Origin of the sequence: Ktedonobacter robiniae (assembly GCF_016587375.1) — a bacterium.
Lineage (GTDB): Bacteria > Chloroflexota > Ktedonobacteria > Ktedonobacterales > Ktedonobacteraceae > Ktedonobacter > Ktedonobacter robiniae.
The window spans coordinates 1332108-1352027 of record NZ_BNJG01000003.1 but is presented as its reverse complement, the minus strand read 5'-3'; the positions used below and the strand labels follow the sequence as shown (position 1 = coordinate 1352027).

Annotated in this window: 18 protein-coding genes; 7 read left to right on the top strand and 11 right to left on the bottom strand. The window is 52.5% G+C overall.

Going from position 1 to position 19920, the window contains the following annotated elements; translation table 11 throughout:
- Window positions 1-3: 3 nt before the first annotated feature.
- The 4 genes from JMJ04_RS38450 to JMJ04_RS38435 form a co-directional block, all read right to left on the bottom strand.
- Window positions 4-1638, bottom strand: a complete 1635-nt coding sequence (locus JMJ04_RS38450) for a protein kinase family protein (RefSeq protein WP_201375646.1) — start codon at window positions 1636-1638, stop codon at window positions 4-6.
- A gap of 98 nt (window positions 1639-1736) precedes the next feature.
- Window positions 1737-3866, bottom strand: coding sequence for a hypothetical protein (locus JMJ04_RS38445; RefSeq protein WP_201375645.1), 2130 nt, complete (start codon window positions 3864-3866; stop codon window positions 1737-1739).
- Window positions 3867-3978: 112 nt separating this feature from the next.
- Window positions 3979-4785 carry a hypothetical protein gene (locus tag JMJ04_RS38440; protein WP_201375644.1) on the bottom strand — a complete coding sequence of 269 codons (807 nt, stop codon included), beginning with the start codon at window positions 4783-4785 and terminating at the stop codon, window positions 3979-3981.
- Window positions 4786-6078: 1293 nt separating this feature from the next.
- Window positions 6079-6576 (bottom strand): hypothetical protein, encoded by a 498-nt coding sequence (locus JMJ04_RS38435; RefSeq protein ID WP_201375643.1) that lies wholly within the window; start codon window positions 6574-6576, stop codon window positions 6079-6081.
- Between the two features lie 416 nt (window positions 6577-6992).
- On the opposite strand from JMJ04_RS38435, the gene JMJ04_RS38430 reads away from it, so the two are divergent.
- A complete protein-coding gene (locus JMJ04_RS38430; protein WP_201372653.1) occupies window positions 6993-8183 on the top strand; it encodes an IS256 family transposase in 1191 nt (396 codons plus the stop codon).
- Between the two features lie 192 nt (window positions 8184-8375).
- Window positions 8376-8873: a YiiD C-terminal domain-containing protein gene (locus JMJ04_RS38425; RefSeq protein ID WP_201375642.1), complete on the top strand. Its 498-nt coding sequence runs from the start codon at window positions 8376-8378 to the stop codon at window positions 8871-8873.
- A 30-nt stretch (window positions 8874-8903) separates the two neighbouring features.
- Here the strand turns inward: JMJ04_RS38425 and JMJ04_RS38420 are convergent, their stop codons facing one another.
- From JMJ04_RS38420 to JMJ04_RS38410, 3 genes are all read right to left on the bottom strand, one after another.
- Window positions 8904-9341 (bottom strand): hypothetical protein, encoded by a 438-nt coding sequence (locus tag JMJ04_RS38420; protein ID WP_201375641.1) that lies wholly within the window; start codon window positions 9339-9341, stop codon window positions 8904-8906.
- A gap of 105 nt (window positions 9342-9446) precedes the next feature.
- Window positions 9447-10139, bottom strand: a complete 693-nt coding sequence (locus JMJ04_RS38415; protein WP_201375640.1) for an HAD family hydrolase — start codon at window positions 10137-10139, stop codon at window positions 9447-9449.
- 90 nt (window positions 10140-10229) lie between these two features.
- On the bottom strand, window positions 10230-10679 hold the full coding sequence (locus JMJ04_RS38410) for a GNAT family N-acetyltransferase (RefSeq protein WP_201375639.1): 450 nt from the start codon (window positions 10677-10679) through the stop codon (window positions 10230-10232).
- 227 nt (window positions 10680-10906) lie between these two features.
- On the opposite strand from JMJ04_RS38410, the gene JMJ04_RS38405 reads away from it, so the two are divergent.
- Window positions 10907-11935, top strand: coding sequence for a phosphotransferase enzyme family protein (locus JMJ04_RS38405; RefSeq protein WP_201375638.1), 1029 nt, complete (start codon window positions 10907-10909; stop codon window positions 11933-11935).
- A 37-nt stretch (window positions 11936-11972) separates the two neighbouring features.
- Here the strand turns inward: JMJ04_RS38405 and JMJ04_RS38400 are convergent, their stop codons facing one another.
- Both JMJ04_RS38400 and JMJ04_RS38395 read right to left on the bottom strand, forming a co-directional pair.
- The gene (locus JMJ04_RS38400) at window positions 11973-12872 is read right to left on the bottom strand and encodes a transketolase family protein (protein WP_201375637.1); all 900 of its coding nucleotides are present in this window, start codon (window positions 12870-12872) and stop codon (window positions 11973-11975) included.
- A 77-nt stretch (window positions 12873-12949) separates the two neighbouring features.
- Window positions 12950-13630, bottom strand: coding sequence for a thiamine pyrophosphate-dependent enzyme (locus JMJ04_RS38395; RefSeq protein ID WP_201375636.1), 681 nt, complete (start codon window positions 13628-13630; stop codon window positions 12950-12952).
- Window positions 13631-13966: 336 nt separating this feature from the next.
- Between JMJ04_RS38395 and JMJ04_RS38390 the strand changes: the two genes are divergently transcribed.
- Together JMJ04_RS38390 and JMJ04_RS38385 are read left to right on the top strand one after the other, a co-directional pair.
- The gene (locus JMJ04_RS38390) at window positions 13967-14929 is read left to right on the top strand and encodes a class I SAM-dependent methyltransferase (protein WP_201375635.1); all 963 of its coding nucleotides are present in this window, start codon (window positions 13967-13969) and stop codon (window positions 14927-14929) included.
- Window positions 14930-15191: 262 nt separating this feature from the next.
- On the top strand, window positions 15192-16034 hold the full coding sequence (locus JMJ04_RS38385; protein WP_201375634.1) for a helix-turn-helix domain-containing protein: 843 nt from the start codon (window positions 15192-15194) through the stop codon (window positions 16032-16034).
- Between the two features lie 21 nt (window positions 16035-16055).
- Here JMJ04_RS38385 and JMJ04_RS38380 read toward each other — a convergent pair whose 3' ends face one another.
- The gene (locus tag JMJ04_RS38380) at window positions 16056-17024 is read right to left on the bottom strand and encodes a GNAT family N-acetyltransferase (RefSeq protein WP_201375633.1); all 969 of its coding nucleotides are present in this window, start codon (window positions 17022-17024) and stop codon (window positions 16056-16058) included.
- A 149-nt stretch (window positions 17025-17173) separates the two neighbouring features.
- Between JMJ04_RS38380 and JMJ04_RS38375 the strand changes: the two genes are divergently transcribed.
- Together JMJ04_RS38375 and JMJ04_RS38370 are read left to right on the top strand one after the other, a co-directional pair.
- A complete protein-coding gene (locus JMJ04_RS38375) occupies window positions 17174-17953 on the top strand; it encodes a GNAT family N-acetyltransferase (RefSeq protein ID WP_201375632.1) in 780 nt (259 codons plus the stop codon).
- Window positions 17954-18072: 119 nt separating this feature from the next.
- Window positions 18073-18897 carry an SDR family oxidoreductase gene (locus tag JMJ04_RS38370; protein ID WP_201375631.1) on the top strand — a complete coding sequence of 275 codons (825 nt, stop codon included), beginning with the start codon at window positions 18073-18075 and terminating at the stop codon, window positions 18895-18897.
- Between the two features lie 112 nt (window positions 18898-19009).
- On the opposite strand, the gene JMJ04_RS38365 is transcribed toward JMJ04_RS38370, so the two are convergent.
- A complete protein-coding gene (locus JMJ04_RS38365) occupies window positions 19010-19855 on the bottom strand; it encodes a sugar phosphate isomerase/epimerase family protein (protein ID WP_201375630.1) in 846 nt (281 codons plus the stop codon).
- Window positions 19856-19920 lie beyond the last annotated feature (65 nt).

The window sequence follows — 19920 nt, the reverse complement described above, 5'->3', positions numbered from 1 at the left end:
ATGCTATGACTCTAGCTGTTCCGCGCGCTCATAACATTCCAATGCCTCCTGCCTGCGTCCCATGACGTCGAGGACTGTGCCACGATTCGACCACGCTTGCGCGTCGTTAGGATTGAGCTGCAAGGCCTTTTCATAGCCTGAGAGGGCCTCTTTGTACTCTTCAAGCGCGAAGTGGGCGTCTCCTAGCGCGAGCCAGAGTGTTGAACGATAGTTATCCAGGGCCAGGGCCTGGCGATAGGCGCGTACAGCCCCGGTGTAGTCGTGGGCGGTAAATAATTTGTCGCCTTTTTTCTCCCACTCGTCAACAGGTGAGGAGGGAAGTGATACGGCAAGATCATAGTTCATCATCTTCTGGTACTGCTCAATTTCTGATGACGAGGGCGCGCTGCCAGGAAGAGTCGATGGCAGATAGCAATTGTCTGAAGTAGTAGCTCGTACCTGCGCTGGCGAGCTTCCCCGCTGATAGCTAGCATGACTGGAAGCACTCGTGGCCAGGGGAGCATGGACTGGATTGCTACCTGATGTGGCCTTAGAACTTTGTGAAAGCATTGGGTTGCTAGCACCGGTGGGGAAGGCTGTCCCCGAGGTGGAGCGCAACTGTGGTAGCAGCTCGTGAAGAAAGGCATCGACGCTGGAGAAGCGGCGTTCTGGTAGTGCCTGCGCAGCGTTTCGTACGACTGGCAGCGCCTTCTCATACTCTTCAGAGGAGAGCAAACGCGTGAAGAGCAACTCGCAGACCTGTGCCAGCATATACTGATCGCTAGCAGGTGTAACCACTCGCCAGAAGTCTTGCCAGTGCCCGATTTGCGCTCCTCTACGTACCACGTCTTGTAGCTCGGGGGCCAGATAAGGTTCAAAGGGAGGGTGTAGCCGCGCCAGGCCAAAATCCGCGATCCAGAGGCGATCGCGTCCATCGAGTAAGATGTTGCCGGGCAGGAGCGCGCCATGCACAAGGTGATGTGCATGCGCGGAACTGAGGGCCGAACCTATTTGCTGGATAAGCGTCACCAGGTGGTTACGTAGCGAGATACCACGCGCCTTTAATGCCTGTTGCGCCTCGCGCTTCTCATAGTATGCGATAAACTGTGTCAGGTTAGCATGGGTATACTGGCACAGCGTGAGCAGATACTGGTCCCTGGCGCTATACTTTGTGATCAGTTCATGCAAGGGCTTGCCAGGAGCCTGCTGGCCGTTTGGTTGCCAGTGTGTGCAGCTAAAGACGGGCAGGATAGAGCGATGGTTGAGCGTGGCAGCGGTCCTGGCCTCCCGGCGTGCCTCCTCCCACAACGGCGTACTCATAGAATCAGGCGGAAACAGCTTGAGCACGACCTGCTGTTTGGAGCGCGCATGGATAGCGAGATAGGCATGACCTCCGCGTCCACTGCCGAGTAAGCGTTGGACCTGGTAAATACCCAATTGTGCGCCCGCCGTCAGGTGGCCGCAGAACTGGCAAATCATCTCGCCCGGCTGCATTGGATGCGTCTCTTGCCCCAGGCAAGAATACATCGCGTTCTCGCGAACACCTGAGGAGCGAATGCCGCTCGTATGCCGTTGATAGGGGGAGCTATGCTCCAGGGTCTCCCTGGCATACTGCTGCGAATAGAGTTGTGAGTCCGCCTGATCCCTACGCGAGTTCATCTCGACCGACCTTTCTGCGCACTGCCCAGCAACAAAACAGGGTGCTCGGGGGTAGTTTTCGTCTCCCACACAAGGAGGACCTACCCCGAACTGGCTACCTACTGCTCGTCTGTGTTACGACGAATACGCTGATATGGATTATAAAGACGCTGTGACTTGCCGTTGAACGGCTGGCTTTGCTGAACACGTTCGCTTGCTCCCGCCTCTTGAGCACGTCTCGACGGAGTAGGCGCCTCCAGTTGATATGCCTGTGGCATGGAGATAGGTGTCAGTGCCTGGGCGTCGATGTTCTTGCCGAGCAGGTTCTGAATCTGTTGCTCCATCAGATCTAGCTCGCGTATGACGCGGTCGAGGAGCATACGCTCAAAGTTTACCTGGGCCTGCTCCTCAAAGAGGGGCGAGCGGCGAATCTCGTAGATGGAATCGCGGAAGCGACGCATCAGGTTGTTTAAGGTCGAGAGACTGCCCTGTTGGCGACGCTGCTGGCTATCCTGCGAGCGCTGTAAATGACTGAGACCAAGGAAGAGCGCCCGCAATTCGGGATGATTCACTGGAGGTTGATTATTTGGCATAACTGGTTTGCCCTGTGTCAGGCGCTCGATCCCTTGCTGGAGCGCGCGACAATCCTGTACCAGGCGATCATAGCGTGAGCCGCGTTCTGAGAGCGAGCTTAGGCGGTCAAGCATCAGGTTCAGGCTGATAGCGATTGGGAGCAAGGGTCCAGGAACCGTGGGTGCGCGAGCCGCGATATCGCCCCTGGCTACGCGTGCATGCACCTCTCTCAAGAGTGTAATGCCCTCTTCGAGCACCTGTTTATTCTGTGCGCTACGTGAGGCCTCGTCCGCTTCACGGCGCGTCACCTGGAGCTCGCGGCGCGAGATAACCAGCTCGCCGCGCATCTGCATGGTCAGGCGGTTATTCTCAATCAACGTCAACGCCTGGCGTACGATGATAATGAGTACCAGTCCGAGGGCAACCAGGTCAGCCTGCATCAGAATCTGGCCACCTTTAGGGGCCACAACCGTTAGCAGCAGGGCACAGGTCAGGAGGATCAGGATAAAGGGCGCGATGGCCTGAGCGATACCTGCCGTCTGCGAGTTCTGGTTGCGCGCAGAGAGCGAGGTTGCCACAATACGAGCGTTCTGTGTATTGGCCTGCTGCACCTGTCCGCGTGCGATACTTAGAGGATATTCGATAGCGGCCAGGCCAATGAGGGCCATGCTCAGCGGCCAGAGCACATCCTGCAAGGTGCCGGTGTTGAAGCTGAACGAGAGCGAATAGTAGGCGAGCAGGCTATCTGTCACAGCCAGGCAGAAAAGGCCGAGACAGAGGCGCATAAAGACAGACTGCTGATCGCGATTCGAGAGTGGGCTGAACATCAGTAGTGCGCCGACTGCCACCAGGAAGAGATCGCCTGTCGGAAAATAGACCGAGAGAAAGGCCGCACCCTGACTTGGCTGCTGAGCAAGGCTTGCGATCAAGGGATTGAGCAGGAAAAACCAGGAGATAGCCAGCGCGGCCCCGATAACCGCCAGAGCATCTAGCAGGAGACGCACACGCCCCACTGCCGCTTTATTACGCCGTGTGAGCAAGAGTGTGCCGAGCAGGAAGAAGGGATAACAGGCGACGAAGCCGATATCATAGAGGCCAGGAAAAGGCACATCAGCGGAGTTCATGCGTACATCATAGCTGGTCCAGACGGCCTGGCCACTGGCGTAGAGGGCGATAGCGATGGCCAGGCAGGTCCAGGCCAGGAAGGCGCGTTGAGCGGCCTGGTAGGTCGCGCGGGCCTGCGCTGTCTCGTTGGGGCTATGCTTCCAGGCCTCTTTCTGTCTTAGCTCCTGCTTGAGCTGGCGCGTGACACGCTGTAGACGCAAGGCGACGCGTACACAGAAGAAGAGACCAATGCATTCGCCGGCAAATTGCATGATATCAGAGATGCTCTTGAGTGGGAAACTCTTGCCAGGCACATTTCCCGCCAGGATCATGACGATCAGGAAGAGCGCAAAGGCCAGGGTAAAGCAGAGCACAATCCAGAAGCCATAGCGCTCGCCCCAGGTATCGCGAGCCAGGGCCTCGCCAGTAAAGGTAAAGCTCTCCTGGACAGAGCTTGCCGCCTTGTTGTCTGGCGCATTGAGCGACTGCATAAAGCCAGCACCAGATGCTGGATTAAGTACTCCTAGTGGGCGCGAATTGGCAAATCGAGCCGAGTCTTGGTACGAAGACATACTTACCTACTCCACTTCTCTCGCTGTCTACCTCTTCAGACGGACAGCCAGGCGCTGAACTGGCAATGCCAGGTGAACCAGGAAATGCCATACGACATATTAAATGGGCATGTTAGTGAGCGATAGGTCCAGGTGTTTGTGTGTGTGCGTCATGTGAGCGTGGGTCGCGTCGATCTAGTCGATCTATATACAAGGGCGAGAGGCGTTGTCCGCGAATGGCGTTTAAGCGCGATTGTGTGTTGCTACTATATGTCTCGAAGGCCTGGTCTGGGTGACCCGTTTCATCTCTTGAGAACCTGGAGGCGCGAGTTGCGGGCATTACTTGTGTACTCATATGCGCGGAGCCACGTGGGGGAAGCCAGAGTACCTGGTTATATGGATCTTGTAAATCGAATTGCGTTTGTGGTTTATGAATCACCTGGCTGGATGCGGATGAAAGAAAATACCAGCGTCCCAGCCACGTACAGAGGAAGCGGTCAAGCCCAAAGGGATAACCCGCGTTTCCGACGATGAGACCAAGAAAGACCAGGGTATACGTCAGCATCGCGCCGGGGCTGATGACGTTATAAGGCAACACAAAGCCTTCAGCCGTCGACCAGAGAAAGAGTGAGAGCACAATTCCCACCAGGCAGATCACATTGGTCAGGGTGCCTGCCAGCAGACCTAGACTGATGACTGTCTCTAACAAGGCGATAAGACCGGAAAAGAAGGCAGGATTGATGCTAAGGATGGACAACCAAAGGTGTATCCAGCTCTGAATGAACGTGGGCTGGCCAGGCAATGTCGCCACGGCATGTGCCGTCATCGCCGTGAGGAAACCAGGCTGCCAGGCAAACCAGGCATTGACCAGCCAGGTGAGGCCGAAGCATACACGAATGGCGTTGATCCCCCGCACCCGCCAGAGCTGCAACTGAAACACAAGGTTACTCCCTTCGAAAACACAGCCAATCCCCATCGAATAAGGTACTAATGCCCCGCAGCCAGGGCGGGAGAGCCGCGCGCTATGACCTCCCATAGCGACTGCTCTCTACCCCCTTGCCGCGTCTTATACCACGCGGCCTTGCTGCCTGGCATACCTTGTAGGTAACTAGCGTCTTCTACCGTGTAACAGAGTGTCTTCTGCATTGTGCGCGTGACTCTTGCATCTCCACCCATCGATGAAGAGTCATCCGTGAGAACGGAGCTCGCCCTGGGTCGCAGTCCAGGTGAGCATGAACGCGAACAAACGTGGAAGCTCTCCCTCTCTTGAGGGCCTGGCACGGTATCCCTACGGAGAACGCAATACGCTGACAATACTCCGTAAGTACCTATCTCTGCGCGAACAAGGAGACAGGCACTCTTTTGCACTGCACCTGGATGAAGTATAGGGTGTTCGGCTTCTTGTCATCTCCTAGCTGTCTTCTCATCTTTATCATGCCTGCGGCGCGGGTAATAAGGGTATGGAGCGTGAGCCTTCGCCTGTGCTCCATACCCTTATCGATATTGGGGTTATATAGTGCGATGGGAAAGGCGCGAGCCTTCACCCGCGTTCCATACCCTTATTTAACAGACCAGCTTGAACCCTGCTATCTTTTCTTTGCGGATAAGCCATCAAAATCACTAAACTCCCCCTATATGCTGCGGTGAGGCAAGGCCGCAGGCCTTGCCTCACCGCAGCATATAACCCCTGCGAGCCACGTAGTGGCGAGAAGTCTTCAGTAAGACATTACAAAGCTTTTGGTATAAGCTTTGTAATGTCTTATACCAATCTTCTGTATAAATGCAACGCACATTTTTTATAAATTTTTTATACTTTTCGCTGGAATTGTGCTTGGAAATGTGTTACTCTGGAGAAGGACGATGTTTCATTTGTTCCGAGGTTTGTACTTGTTGCGTCACCGCAATAGCGAGCGAACTGGGTGGGTTGCGGTGGCGCGGCAGGACAGCCATACTTTATAGTCGATTGGCCACTGGAGCTTGCTTACATGCCATAGCACCTCAAGAAAAGAACGCCTGCACTAATAATAGTTGGGGGTGGGGCGAAGGGTAGGGAGGAAGATCACCACGTGTAAAACCACACTTGGCGTTGTGAAGCGCATTTATTTCTTGTGAACCGATACCTGCCAGCCCGGGGTACCGGCAGGTATATGCACCGCGCGTAGAAAGCTAGAAATGGAAGTAGCCTGTATAGACTTTGTACTACAATGTACGTTCCTAGTCGAACAGCATACGATTAAATTTCTGCGCGTCTCCGATTCGGCATATACATGAGTATATAGCCAGTTTCTAAAATGGATGAAATCTCAATACCGAAGGAGCGTGTTTTGATACGCGTGCGCGAGAGCACATTGCGCACGGGACGCATCTCCTGGTCCCACACACCTGCCTCTTGAGCCTCTTGCAGGCGTTCGCGACACCGAGCAATGGTCGTTTCAGTGACACGGCCACTGGCGAAACTGGCGAGTAGCACTTCGTAGGGACAATAATACGGGTAAGATTCCAACAGGGGTAGCAGGACGCAGATCTCGCTGGTGGTAAATTGCTGTTCCATCAGCATATGTGGGCGATCCTGTTCGCAGACGAGATGGGAAAGCGTGCCAAGTGTCGTGTTCAACGCAAGCGTATGGCCAGGCGGCAGAAGCCCCTGTAAGGAGAAGTGCATTACCTCCTCGTCGATGTCCTGTATATAGCTCATCGGCGTTTTAACCTTGCGCAGGGACACTTTTTGCATACTGGTGCTCCTTGTCTGGGTGGTAGTGCTTACAATCACATGTAAAGCGGCGAAGGATGCATCTTCTGCTCCCTTGTGCTATCGATAACAGCCTGTCATCGATATCGCAATTGTTCAGTCTCTCCTCGTTCTATATCCCCTCCTCCTTTCCGCTGGCAGACATCCAAAAATTGGACGTCCTTGAAACTCATAAGACGCTCTCCATAAAACTATCAAAGTAGTGCATTCAAATACACATTACCTAATTGAACGTTATAAATCAAGGCTTTTTCGCTTTAGTCTATTTTCTGATTAATATTTGTTAAATATGTTTTATAATAAGTGGTAGGCGCAGGCAGTATTCTGAGTGGTGTGTAAAAAAAAGGTCTGGTATCCTGAACTGGAAAATGTAGTAAAACTGAACCAGGAGGATAGCCATGACCCTTTACGATCACTCTAGCGAAGACATCATCACCCGTCAAGAGGCCTTTGAGCAGCTGGTGAAAGAGCGACTCCAGTACGCCGTTCGCATCGCATTCATCAATGTGCTGGAAGAAGAAGTGACGGCCTTTATTGGAGCCAAGCCGTATGAGCGCAGCCAACACCGTCGAGATCAACGCAACGGACACTACAGCCGTCATCTGGACACCACTGTGGGAGAAATCGCCGATGTGCCCGTTCCTCGCACGCGAGGAGGGTATCACACGCAGTTGTTTGAGCGTTATCATCGCCGCCGCGACGAGCTGGATGGCGCCATGCAAGACATGTTCATCAAAGGAGTGAGCATGGCTCAAGTCGGAGAGATCATCGAGACATTAACCGGTTTGCATCCGAGTGCCTCAACCGTCTCGCGGGTGTTTCATACGCTGCAAGAGGAGTATGAGCAGTGGAAAGCCCGTCCCCTAGCTCAGCGCTATGCCTACGCCTTTGCCGATGGGACCTACTTCACCGTGATCTACCAGAGCGAAGGCTGCAAGATGCCCATCTTGGCGGTGGTGGGCATTGCCATCACCGGAGAGCGAGAAGTGCTGGCTTTTCGCGTGGGGGATCGGGAGAATCAGCAGGCGTGGGAAGATCTCATGGAGGATCTCAAAGCACGAGGAGTCAAGGAAATCGGGCTCTGGATCAGTGATGGCAACCGAGCCATGCTCAATGCCATCACCAAGCACTTCCCGACCGCACAGAGACAACGCTGTGTTCTGCACAAGATGGAGAACGTGCTCAGTTACGTTCCGAGCAAGCAGCGAGAACAGCTTGAACTTGAGCTCAAAGCCCTCTTTTCCCAAGAAAGCCGACAGCAGGCCGATCAAGCCGTGGCTGCTTTCCTTGAGAAGTACCAGAAGGTCTATCCCACCGCGGTAGAGTGCTTGCAGCGGGATCTGGAGGCTTGTCTCACCTTTTACGCCTTTCCGAAGACGCACTGGAAGACCATTCGCACCAACAATGTCAGTGAGCGGCTCTTTGGAGAAGTCAAACGTCGTTCGCACAAGATGGCTGCCGCGTTTCGCAATGAGGGGAGCTGTCTGCTGCTCTTCTATGCCGTCATTCGCGGCTTGACCTTCCACAAGCTCACGATGCCACCAGCATCGCAAGCTCAGCCAGATCTTGTCCTTTTACACAGTACTTGACATACTGCCTAGGCGCATGGCGTGGGCAATTGCCCACGCCATGCGCCTACCACTTATACCCCTGAGCTCCGTAGGTGCGAGAGCCCGCAGACCCTTACGAGAACCTGTTATACTGCCATATGAGCTTTGCAAATATATCTATTTCTGTTATAACTGAACAATAACACCTTGTTACGGAGAAGATTGGAAAAGATGCAAGAACGTTTAGCCCAATTGCAGGACATGCTCTGGACCTACATCCCTATTACCAGACAGCTAGGCCTGAAGGTCGATACCTACGATGGCCAACGCCTCTGCTTTACTGCGCCCCTGACTGCCAACGTCAACCACGCAGGTACTGTATTCGCCGGTAGTTTAAACGCCCTTCTCACTCTAACTGGTTGGGGCATGACCTGGCTGCTTATGCAAGAGCTGGAGCTAGCTGGAGAGATTGTCATTCAAGATAGTAGTTGTCGTTATCTCGCACCTGTGACGCAGGATTTCGTAACCATATGTGCTCGCCCACAGCAGCAGAGTATTGAACAGTTCGCGCGTATGCTTCGCAGGCGAGGCCGAGGACGCCTGGAACTCAAGGTTGATATTGTGGAAGGCACAACCACCGTTGTCTCCTTCACCGGTCGCTATGTGGTATACAACGATGGTGAGCAGCATAACTCCAACTCGCCCTACAATAGTAACCTGATCTTCTAATAGTCCCTTCGCCTGTTCTACACGAATTTCCTATAGTCTAAATTTGTCGGTTACAGGTGGTGGAGTTTTAAAAAGGGGCGGCATACGTAGCAAGGGAGAGGCTTTCTTGAGCCTTGCGAGGCGTTTCTGGGTCCACACTGCTCGCCTGGTTAGAAGATAATAACTCGCGCAGTAGTCGAAGAGGAAAAGCATGCCAGGGAGATTGATAAGCAGGAGCAGAACCAGGACAAGCTTGGGATGAGCGCCGAAGAAGACATCTGCCTGATTATGATCATATACCAGGGCCGCGATATCTCCCGTGAGCATGCCAGCGAGGATGGCAACAGCTTCTCTCAATGATGGCCTGGCGTCTCGCGGAGCACGTGCGAGACGCCAATAACTGATACCAAGGGGCATAACCACAAAGAGCAGGATACAAGCAATTGTCAGCAGCACTAGAAATAGCTTTACGTCGCCAGGGATATGCATATGTACGAGCCCTTCCAGCCACCATCCACAAAACCCATATTTCTATCCAGTATAAGTGCCGTAAGAAGCTGCACATGCTAATACAGCATTATTATGAATGCTATGCTAGTGGCTCTCTGAAGCCTTGGTCTCGATGTTGGCTATGAGCGTATGAATATGCTCAAGCGAAAGCTCCGTCAGCGAGTTGAGTTGCAAGCTAGCCCCGGCAAAGTCGAAATGCCTGGTAAGCTCATTGGGGATGACTACGCAGAAGATGCCTGCGGCTCGCGCGGCGCGCATACCATTGAGCGAGTCTTCAAGGGCGATCGCCTCATGTGGCTGTACTCCTAATTGGGTCAGTGCTGATTGGTAAACATCGGGCTGGGGCTTGGCATGCTTCACCTCGTCACCACAGGCGATGGCATCAAAGTAGTGCAGGAGATTCCGCTCTTTGAGATGACCTGTGACCCAGGCGCGTGAGGAGCTTGAAGCGACAGCAAGCAGGAGACTCTTCTCTTTTGCTTGGCGTATAAGCGCCTCGACCCCCGGAAGCACAGGTTGGTTGGCGATTAGCTCATGATGCCGTTTCATGCGTTGCATACGCAGGATCTCGCGATCAAAGCTCTTGCCGCTCTTCTCTTCCAGGTAATCATAGGGATTGAAGGGGCTGGTGCTGGGTCCGGTACCAACCAGGGGCAGCCAGTCCGTAAGTGCAAAGGTGATGTTATGCTCCTGATAAATCTCTTGCCAGGAAGTGAAATCTGGCATCTCAGTATCAATAACAAGACCATCAAAATCAAAAATAATTGCTTTTAGCATATGTCTCTTCCTAATATATATTTGACTTTATCTGATTTCCTCATCCATCATATAACACAGGGAGCGAGCGGGCCAGAGTCTGGGTCTGCTTTATTCCAGCCACCGAGTCATAAAGTGCCGCTCATGCTCTTCAAAGCCCAGCCTGCGATAGAGGCGATGTGCTCCGATGTTCTCATGTTCCACCTCAAGATGAAGAGCATGCATGCCCATTTGTTTACAGGTCTCTTCTATAAACTTAATCGTCTGTTCGCCAATTTTCTTGCCCCGATACTGCCCATCAATAAATAGCTCGTCAATTAAAGCGTCACGCCCATGCATTTCGATGCTATAGCCAAACGTCAGAATTATATAGCCTGCGGGCTGCTGATCATAGTAGATAAGCCAGATGCGTCCATAGTCAGGTCTCTGAAGAAGCTGCTCAACGGCGGCGAGCTTGCTCTCATCTAGAGCGTAATTAAAGTGGGCGTAAAACTGGCGCATAAACTCTATCAGAGTATTCAAAGTGTCGAGAGTAACCAGTTGAAAGGTTACAGTTGGCATGTGAAAACCTACCTCTACTCAGTATGTTTCAAACGAATATTGCCAGGATATCTATGCTTCATCGTATCATATATCTTTGCATCCCCATCTGTAAAAAGGATCAAGATCTATTTTATTCTATAAGATGAAGGTAGTAGAATTGGCTGAAAGCGCTTGTAACGGCAACGAAGTATGGTAATATATTTGAGGTTGAAACTGTGTTGGCTAGTTTGTATGGGTCAAGGTGGATGGAGACTGCGATAAACGAATTAACTTATAATGGGCGCGTGCGGCGCTTGCGCGAGCTGGCTGAGGCGGCGCTTGCCTACTATGATATCGGAAATGCGCGTTTAAGTTTGATCAATGCCGGTGTGGATACCCTCTTTCAGGTCGTTGCCCAAAGGCGCGTCTTTAATGAAGATAGCTTGAGCATGCATCTGGAGAAGGCGCGGTATATCCTCCGCTTCTATGGCCACGAGGAGGTGAGCACAGAGGCGATTCTCTCAGAGCTACGTTGGCTGCTTGCCTTGCGTCGCGATACTGAGCTACTCGTGCCAGAGCCAGTCTTCATGCGCGATGGCTCGCTACTGATCCAGGTATGTATTGCCGATATTCCCGAGACGCCACGCTGTGTCCTCTTTCGCTGGGTAGAGGGGCGCTTCGCCGAAACCTTGCTCAGCCCTGGTCGACTTGAGCGCGCGGGTATGTTTCTGGCGCGCCTGCACCAGCATGCGGAGAACTATATGCTGCCTGCTGACTTTGAGCGACCACGCTGGGACTGGCAGGCGTTAGTCAAACCTGAGCTGACCGAGGTTGGTGGCAAGGCCAAACTCTCGGGACGCGATGCCGCGACCTTTGCCGTTCTCTTTGAGCAGACAGAGGACATGCTTAATCAATTGACAACAAATAAGACAGCCTATGGATTGATTCACAGCGATTTTCAGCCCACTAATTACCTCTTCTATAAAGACGAGGTACGTGCCATTGACTTCGAGAAATGTCAGTTCGGCTATTATCTCTATGATATGGCGATTGCACTCCTCTGCCTGCAAGGTCGCGAAAATGAGGCGGCCCTGCGCGATGCCTTCTTTAATGGCTATGCCCAGATTCGTGTCCTCCCTGATCATTACGAAGAACGCCTACGCCTCTTTACCGCTATCCATATGCTTGAGCCGCTCTTACGTGCGATGTGGCCGCGAGGCGTCCCAGCCCGCTCCGCGTTTGTGCGTGAGATCAAACAGGCCGCCGAGCAACTGCGCGCATACCTGCACCTTTAACTATAAGTGCGCCGTTGGCATGCAGCCACATTACGCTTTATAGAAACTGCTCGATGCGCCGACGTATTTCCTCAGGTGTAAGTTTGAGTGCTGCATTGTATTGCTCTAATGTGCCGTAGCGATGTAAGAACTGGCGTGGAACACCAATAGCCTTAATGCGTGTAGGTGTGTCTTCTAGCGCCGCGCTAATGTCTGGTACAAGCGCTCCCTCATAGTATGGCTCGACCACGACTATCTCTCCCTTGCCAGCGTGAGCGCGCAAGGTCTCTTTATCGAAAGGAGCGACCGTTGTACAGTAGAGCAGCGTTACATCCAATCCTTCGACCGCTGGAAGCACGTACTCCAGTGAAGGGCCAACCGCGATCACCGTTGCCTGACTTCCCTGTTTGATAACCTTGAGCTTTCCAAACTCGATATCCAGATGTTCGTTGTGCTCAGCGACTGATGTGCGATAGTATGTGGGCGAACCATTAGCATACGCTGCTTGCAATAATTGATCTAATTCGTGAGCCGTACCAGGAACCACGATTTGCATGCCTGGAAGTTGCATGAGCAGGGGAACATCTGCAGGCCCATGATGTGTCGAACCATCGGTGCTATAGTCGTAGGAGGCACCAATGCTGAGAAAGTTACCACCCAGTCCCTGGTAACAGAAGTCATCTTTAAGCTGTTCAAGTGGTCTTTCAACCAGGAAGGGGGTAATCGTGTGTGCGAAGGGAATAAAGCCTTCCAGGGCAAAGCCCGCGGCAACGCCGATCATGCTCTGCTCCATAATGCCAAGGTTTAGTGCGCGTTGGGGATAACGCTGCAAGATAGGTGCGAATTGTGTGGCGCTTACCGCAGCCAGGACCAAGGCTGTACGCTCGTCTCGCTCGAATAATTCGGCTATTGTGGCGACCATCTGGTCGCGCATACTTAATTTCTGTGTTGTTGTCATTCTTCTTTATCCATTTCACTCTAGTGTTTGTTTCTTCTGCCTCTCAAAGAGTACGCATTCGTATTTGCTACATTAGCTCACCGGGCGATATCAGCAATGATCACATGCGGTTGCGTGGTAGCGGTCATGCTTAATGCCTGGTAAAGCTGCTCGTGATTACGCCCATCAACATTGGTAGTTTGCCAGTGGAAGGCGCTAAATTTTGTTTCCAGATCGCTAAAGTTGTAGAGGCTGGAGTGGTTGTTTACCAGGATGCAGGTCAGATTTGCCAGGTTAAGCTGCCCAGCCAGCATTACCGCTTCCCATATACTGCCTTCATTACACTCTCCATCGCCGATGAGTACGAAAACGCGTTGCTCACCTTTCTTCGCGCGTAGCGCCAGGGCCACTCCTACCGCCATAGGTAACCCATGCCCCAATGAGCCAGTAGAGATCTCTACCCCCGGTACTTGCTGGCGGTCAGGATGTCCCCCTAAAATCCCCTCCCACGTCTCAAAGCGTTCCAGTTCCGTGGTAGAGAAGAAGCCCTTCGCAGCTAGAATGGCGTATAGAGCTAGTGGTCCATGCCCCTTGCTGAGTAAGAAGCGATCGCGTTCCTTTGCCTCTGGCTTGTCAGGGATATAACGTAAAACACGGTCATATAACACCCAGAGTATATCGAGTGTAGAGTGGGCACTGACATCGTGTTTCTCATCACCCACGGCCATACGCATGAGTTGCTTTACCTCATCCAATGCGGTTGATGTTGTCGTATCCATAGAATTTATCCTCGCTTTCATGTGTTTGAAGTGTAGCGCACGTAGACCCGTTGCATATATGGTCTGAAGGGCAGATTATTCCTGTCCCATCGGACAGTTTAAGCGTTTGCTCCGTAACAGATAGGAAACAACGTACCCTATTGTTAGGATATTTGTGTTTAAATGCGTGTAAATGTATACTAAGAACAGTATGGTAAATAGGAGTGCTTTAAACATTTCTATGCACCTCATTGTCAGATGTATGGATGCTATAGGCGAAAAGCAGCCATACATGCGTGTTTATGGGCAAGGGAACGTCGCTATAGGGCGGAAAGCGACGAAAAAGGAGTTTCCGAAATGAGCAGAGATTCTCACCAGAGAGAACGCGAGGATACGTATGCGCTCGATCCTGAGGATACAGCGGAGATGCTTCGCCTGATGAACCAGGATCGACTTGTTACTCAGGGAATGGGGGGACTATTCCCTGAACTCGATAATCAGCTCCCTAAAGGCTACGAGCGTATTATCGATATCGGCTGTGGACCAGGAAATTGGGTCTTGAATGTGGCATACGAATATCCTGAGGTTGAAGTGGTTGGGCTGGATGTCAGTAGACGTATGATCAAGTACGCTCACACTCAGGCACAGACTGAGGGCAGAGAGAATGCTATTTTTATGGAAGGGAATGCGCTAAAGCCGCTACCCTTTCCCGATAACTCGTTTGACCTGGTCAATGCGCGCTTTATGGTTGGCGTGATCATGCGTGATGTATGGCCGCAGGTTATGGGAGAGCTCTATCGTATTGTACGGCCCGGTGGCATTATTCGCCTGACCGAGCCAGATGATATGGGAACGTCTAATAGCCTGGCCCTGGAAGAGTTGATGTGCTTCGCAGCCATGGCGCTTCATCAACTGGGCTATGGTTTCTCGCCGCATGGCCGCTCCTTTGGCATTACACCTCTGCTGGGCAAGTTTTTGCATGTTGCAGGATGCGAGCAAATTCAACATCGTCCACACGCCTTTGACTTCTCATATGGCACCACATTTAACCAGAGCCAGTACGAGAACTGGCGTAGCGGCTTTATGAGTTTATTGCCCCTATTTAAAAAGTGTAATCTGACGACGGATGAAGAGTTCCAGGTTCTTTATGAGCGCATGCAACAGGAGATGCTTTCAGAGAACTTTCGTGCCCTCTGGTATATGTTAACCGTCTGGGGCATAAAACCCTTCAAACTCGAAGAGGCTGCCTTCCAGGTTGCGGAAGAAGCAATCAAGCATCAGGAATCACAGCCCCTCGCCGAAGCGATAGGCGAAATTTAGTGAAATAAAGACGAATTTACAAGAAATCAGACCAAAGAGGGTGTGTAGAGGTATTGTGTGAGCTATGGCTCACACAATACCTCTACACACCCTCTTTTTGAGCATTACAGACGCGAAAAGTTATTCTGAAGGTCAAATTCTACGATATTTTTATTTTGTATTCCCTAAAGCCTTGACAAGTATCCAGAAGTAATGGTAATTACTTTATAGTAATGTAAAGTAACTCATAGTGATAGGAAGTTAGCAAAAAGCGAGGTTTCTTATGGATCCTTTACTCACTTCAGATGAGCTAGCCGCCATTCTCAAGGTCGATGTCGTTACCATTCGCCGCCTAGTCAATCGCCAGGAGATCACCGCCTACCGTGTAGGCAATGAGTTTCGCTTTACCGAGACCGAACTGGAGCAATACTTGCAGCGCCAGCGCCTCCCAGCCAAAGGTGAGCGCTCCGAGCCTAATGGTTTTCAAGGCTTTATGCGTAGATTAATGGGTAAGCCGACAGGCGGACATGATCGCTTCGAGCGCTTCACCAGGCGCGCTCGTAATGTTTTAGCCCTGGCCCAAAAGGAGGCGGTCGGTCTCAATCATAACTATATTGGCACTGAACATCTATTGCTTGGTTTGATAAAAGAAGATGGAGGTATCGCAGGGCGTGTATTACATGAACAAGGCGTAAGCCTGGAGCAGGTACACGAGCGAATCACCTCTATTATTGGCAAGGGGGATAAACCATCCGCTGGCGAAGGAACTTTGACACCACGTTCAAGAAAAGTTATCGAATACGCGGTCGATGAGGCCAAGCGCCTTGGACATTCCTTTGTCGGCACTGAACATATCCTCTTAGGCCTTATTCGTGAAGGTGAAGGTATCGCTGCCCACGTGCTCCGAGATGTCTTGCGTACTGAGCGGCTAGATAGCGTGCGTGAAGCGGTGTTACGCATACTCGACCAGGAGGGCGTAACCGCCGAAAATATTCCTCCTATTCCCGAAGAAGCCAAATCGCTTCTCGGTGAGCAGGAGGAGGCCCTGACCTGCTCCGTCTGCAGCGCTCGTTGCCCCACCTACTTCCACTACTGCTTCAATTGCGGCGCCCCTTTCGAATCCTAAGCAATAGCATTTTCTTCCTCATTAATGCGCAAATTCAATGCGGCAGGCCAGGCTAAAGTATCCACCCTTGACCTGGTAGCCCAGTTTGCGGTTAATTGCCAGCATGGCGGCATTCTCGGCATCGTTGCGTGTGAGGATATAGTCGGCGCGGCGCTGGCGGGCGTAGCGGATGGCAAGGAGCTTGAGTGCGAGCGCGATGCCTCGGCCTCGATAGGCCCGCTCGACGCCCGTAAATGTATTGTGCATCGAGTTGCAGTTTATGTAATGGCCCACAGTAGCTGTGCCCACCCAGCGTTCGCCATCAGCGGCGATGAACTGGCCCTCCGGGCGAAACCAGGGCGCGAGAAAGAGCATGCGCTGAAAGTCATGAAATGAGGAGATAGAGACGCGTTTCTTGTGAGCCGAGTTTGAGCCAGTCTCATAAATACGCCGGTGTAAGTCGTATAGCCATCTCTGGTGCTCATTTGTCGCCTCTATATCAGCCAGGGTAAAGAATTGGATGCCAGAGGCTTGCAGGCGCTCGGGGAAATCATGGAAGCGCGCATCGTCGAAGTCAGAGAGATAGAGCCAGGATTCTAGGGTATAGCTGGTCAGGGTAAAGCCACGGTGGAGCGCGAACTCTAGGCCGGGCGCGGAGTTATCGCGCACCTGGGTGATAAGTAGATTAGCCTCTTGTGTGTCCAGAAATGCGAGCGCATGGTCATACAAGGCGCTACCGATCCCGCGCCGTCGCCATGCGGGATCGACGACAATAGAGACCCAGAATTGACCTCTATGCACCCATGGATTATGCAGAATTTGCGAAAATCCCAGTACACTATTTTGTGTACTGATCGCAAGTGTGGTATGTTGAACTTGAGCGGGGGGAGCACTTTGCTGGCGTGCGAGGAGCATGTCTGGACTGACTGGCTCAAGCTCCGTTGTACTCAGCAGGTCAGCAAGGCGAGGATAGTCCTGGTTTGGATTGAGGGTGCGCAATCGGATGTCCATAAAATGGCCTTTCTTCTGCTACAAAGGAAGCAACAACTATCCCACCTCTTTTCTATTGTACTCTGAACCTGAGTGGTCTCTAATAGTGTAAACGCTAGAATATGCACATTCTTGTTTGGAAAGGCCTCTAAATATTGGAAGAGTTATCAGTGCAAGAGCTTAATGCCGCCATGGAAGCCAACTCGGTTGGATATCTGACCTACTTTGCTGTGCATACCCCTGGCATGCGAGTAGTGGATGAAGGCGATCTCCTGCTCGTGGACTCTGGCGTAGCCTCGGATACCTTTAACTATATCTGTCGTGCTCAATTAAACGTCAATCAGGTTCAGGCGCGTACACAGGAAGCTATCTCCTACTTCACTGCACGCGGCTTGCCTGTCGCCTGGTGGGTTGGACCAGCCAGCCAGCCTGGAAACCTGGGTGCTTACCTGGAACAGGCTGGACTGGATTCTGTGGAGGTGGATGAGGGGATGGTAGCCGACCTGCGCGCTCTGCCACGCACTGTGACGGTTCCAGAGGACCTCTCTATCCAACGTGTAAGTTCATCCCAGCAATTAGAACAGTTTGCCCAGGCCGTCTCGCGGGTCTTTGAACCACCCGATACCAATGTCCACCTCTTCTACAAGCGTGTTGAAGCGGTAGCCTTAAGCCAGGATGGTCCCCTGCGCCTCTTTCTTGGTTACTGGCGCGGCGAGCCAGTGGCGACGAGTGCCGTTTTCCTGAATGCTGGGGTTGCGGGTATCTACTCCGTAGCCACCACTCCTCACGCGCGTAAACGTGGTATTGGTACAGCGCTCACACTGGCCGCGCTTCAGGACGCGCAAGCTGTGGGCTATACTATCGGTGTCTTACAGGCCTCGGGCGAGGGCCAGCGTATCTACCAGCGTCTTGGCTTTCGCACGACCTGTCTCTTCAAAGTTTATCAGTAAACTATCTATCCGAAACCCTGAGTGCGCTTGTCCCCGAATAGGGGAAGCGCTAGTCACGAGAGTGACGCCTACCCCCGAATGGGGGTAGGGTTTCGGAATAAGAGCTAAGAGGTTATCTTATGCAAAATCTCTCTTCATTATTTGCGCTCAATGGACAAACCGCCATTGTCACAGGTGGCAGTGGTGTGCTAGGAAGTGCGCTGGCTCAGGGGCTAGCCGGAGCAGGCGCACGTGTCGTCGTCATAGGTCGGCGCCTGGAGGCCTGTGAGAATGTTATGCGTACTATCCAGGCCAATGGCGGTGAGGCCCTTGCTCTTGCCTGTGATGTGACCAGCAAATCAGACCTGGAACGCGCTCTTGAACAGATACAGCAGCACTTTGGCGGCATTGATATCCTTATCAATGGTGCGGGAGGCAATCAGTCAGCCGCGACCGTCTCACCCGAGCGGTCCTTTTTTGAACTGGATGAGCAGGCCGTCAATACCGTTTTCGGCCTCAACTTTCAGGGAACCCTGCTTCCATGCCAGGTCTTTGGGCGTCTTATGGCCAGCCAGGGCCACGGAAGCATAATCAATATATCTTCTATGGCCTCGCTACGCCCCCTGACACGCATCGTTTCTTACGGCGCGGCCAAGGCAGCAATCAATAACTTTACGCAGTGGCTGGCTGTGCATATGGCCCAGGAGTACGATGCGCGTATCCGTGTGAATGCTATCGCTCCCGGTTTCTTTCTTACTGAGCAGAATCGTTTTCTGCTGACAGATGAGCAGGGCGCGCCTACCGCGCGTGGCCAAGCCATCCTCTCGCATACCCCCGCGGGACGCTATGGCCAACCTGAAGATCTCGTAGGTACGTTACTCTGGCTCGTCAGCCCTGCTGCTGCCTTCATCACCGGCATTGTAGTTCCCATTGATGGTGGCTTTGCAGCCTTCAGCGGTGTCTAATCTAAAAAGATATCAATCACTAAAGATGTCAATCACTATGGTACACGCTCCCTCTGACCATTCAGGGGAGCGTGTACCATAGTGATTAGTGGGTGTTGATGCTACGGATGTGCTACTGTTCCAGGCGGATGCTCTCAAGTGTGGGCAGGAATGTGGATAGCCAGGAGATGTGTTCGGGGAGTGCGACCTCTGGCTCGGGGATCTCAGGATGCCACATCTTCTCCCACTCTACTGAGATCCACCCATCATAGCCTAGAAGCTTGAGTTGTGTCAGTTGATCGTCCACGGGTACCTCGCCATCGCCCAACAGCCTCAATTCCCAGCCATTGTCTGTTGTGCGTACCGCATCCTTGACATGGTAATGGGCGATCCGTGAGCCTAACTCGTGAATCACCTCTTCCGATGTCTCACCGACACGGTAGGTATGCATGCTATCCCAGAGGGCCGCGATATTGGGCGATTGCACCTTGTTCAGTACTCTGGCGACGCGATAGGCCGATGAAAAGGCGTCATGCGTCTCCAACGCTATCGTAACGCCAGCCTGTTCGGCCTCCGCAGCCACAGCCTTTAGCTCTTCAGCGATCAAGGTATTTACCTCTTCTTCAGAGGGTTCGGCTGCGCTGCCAGCCTTGTTTTGTCCACCAAAGACGCGGAGCAAGGGTATATGTAGCTCTCCTGCCAGTCCGATCCAGGCACGCATTCCCTCGATCTGGGCCTGTCTCTCCTCCTCAGTAGGCTGATTGAGCGTACACGATGTGTCGATGGCGCATACTTCCAGCCCGGCATCACGTATCTGCTTGACCGCTTCACCAATTTTTACACGGTCACGTTCAAGTTCTAACACAGTATTGTCCAGCACACGCAACTCCAGGCCATGATAACCAAGCTGCTGAGCAGTCGCGATAATCTGCTCCAGGCTCCAGTTGGGACAGGAGAGCGTACTAAAGGCAATCTTCATATTACACACCTCTTTCTTCAGCGTCATCGATATTTTGCTACTTCATTATACGCGCATCTAAGGCT

What these genes read in the sequence shown, in the direction of transcription:
- JMJ04_RS38430 (WP_201372653.1), top strand. Translation starts at nt 6,993, where the DNA reads ATGACCCTTTACGATCACTCTAGCGAAGACATCATCACCCGTCAAGAG.
- JMJ04_RS38390 (WP_201375635.1), top strand. Translation starts at nt 13,967, where the DNA reads ATGAGCAGAGATTCTCACCAGAGAGAACGCGAGGATACGTATGCGCTC.
- JMJ04_RS38415 (WP_201375640.1), bottom strand. Translation starts at nt 10,139, where the DNA reads ATGCTAAAAGCAATTATTTTTGATTTTGATGGTCTTGTTATTGATACT.
- JMJ04_RS38435 (WP_201375643.1), bottom strand. Translation starts at nt 6,576, where the DNA reads ATGCAAAAAGTGTCCCTGCGCAAGGTTAAAACGCCGATGAGCTATATA.
- JMJ04_RS38425 (WP_201375642.1), top strand. Translation starts at nt 8,376, where the DNA reads ATGCAAGAACGTTTAGCCCAATTGCAGGACATGCTCTGGACCTACATC.
- JMJ04_RS38445 (WP_201375645.1), bottom strand. Translation starts at nt 3,866, where the DNA reads ATGTCTTCGTACCAAGACTCGGCTCGATTTGCCAATTCGCGCCCACTA.
- JMJ04_RS38450 (WP_201375646.1), bottom strand. Translation starts at nt 1,638, where the DNA reads ATGAACTCGCGTAGGGATCAGGCGGACTCACAACTCTATTCGCAGCAG.
- JMJ04_RS38410 (WP_201375639.1), bottom strand. Translation starts at nt 10,679, where the DNA reads ATGCCAACTGTAACCTTTCAACTGGTTACTCTCGACACTTTGAATACT.
- JMJ04_RS38420 (WP_201375641.1), bottom strand. Translation starts at nt 9,341, where the DNA reads ATGCATATCCCTGGCGACGTAAAGCTATTTCTAGTGCTGCTGACAATT.
- JMJ04_RS38400 (WP_201375637.1), bottom strand. Translation starts at nt 12,872, where the DNA reads ATGACAACAACACAGAAATTAAGTATGCGCGACCAGATGGTCGCCACA.
- JMJ04_RS38365 (WP_201375630.1), bottom strand. Translation starts at nt 19,855, where the DNA reads ATGAAGATTGCCTTTAGTACGCTCTCCTGTCCCAACTGGAGCCTGGAG.
- JMJ04_RS38380 (WP_201375633.1), bottom strand. Translation starts at nt 17,024, where the DNA reads ATGGACATCCGATTGCGCACCCTCAATCCAAACCAGGACTATCCTCGC.
- JMJ04_RS38385 (WP_201375634.1), top strand. Translation starts at nt 15,192, where the DNA reads ATGGATCCTTTACTCACTTCAGATGAGCTAGCCGCCATTCTCAAGGTC.
- JMJ04_RS38395 (WP_201375636.1), bottom strand. Translation starts at nt 13,630, where the DNA reads ATGGATACGACAACATCAACCGCATTGGATGAGGTAAAGCAACTCATG.
- JMJ04_RS38405 (WP_201375638.1), top strand. Translation starts at nt 10,907, where the DNA reads ATGGAGACTGCGATAAACGAATTAACTTATAATGGGCGCGTGCGGCGC.
- JMJ04_RS38370 (WP_201375631.1), top strand. Translation starts at nt 18,073, where the DNA reads ATGCAAAATCTCTCTTCATTATTTGCGCTCAATGGACAAACCGCCATT.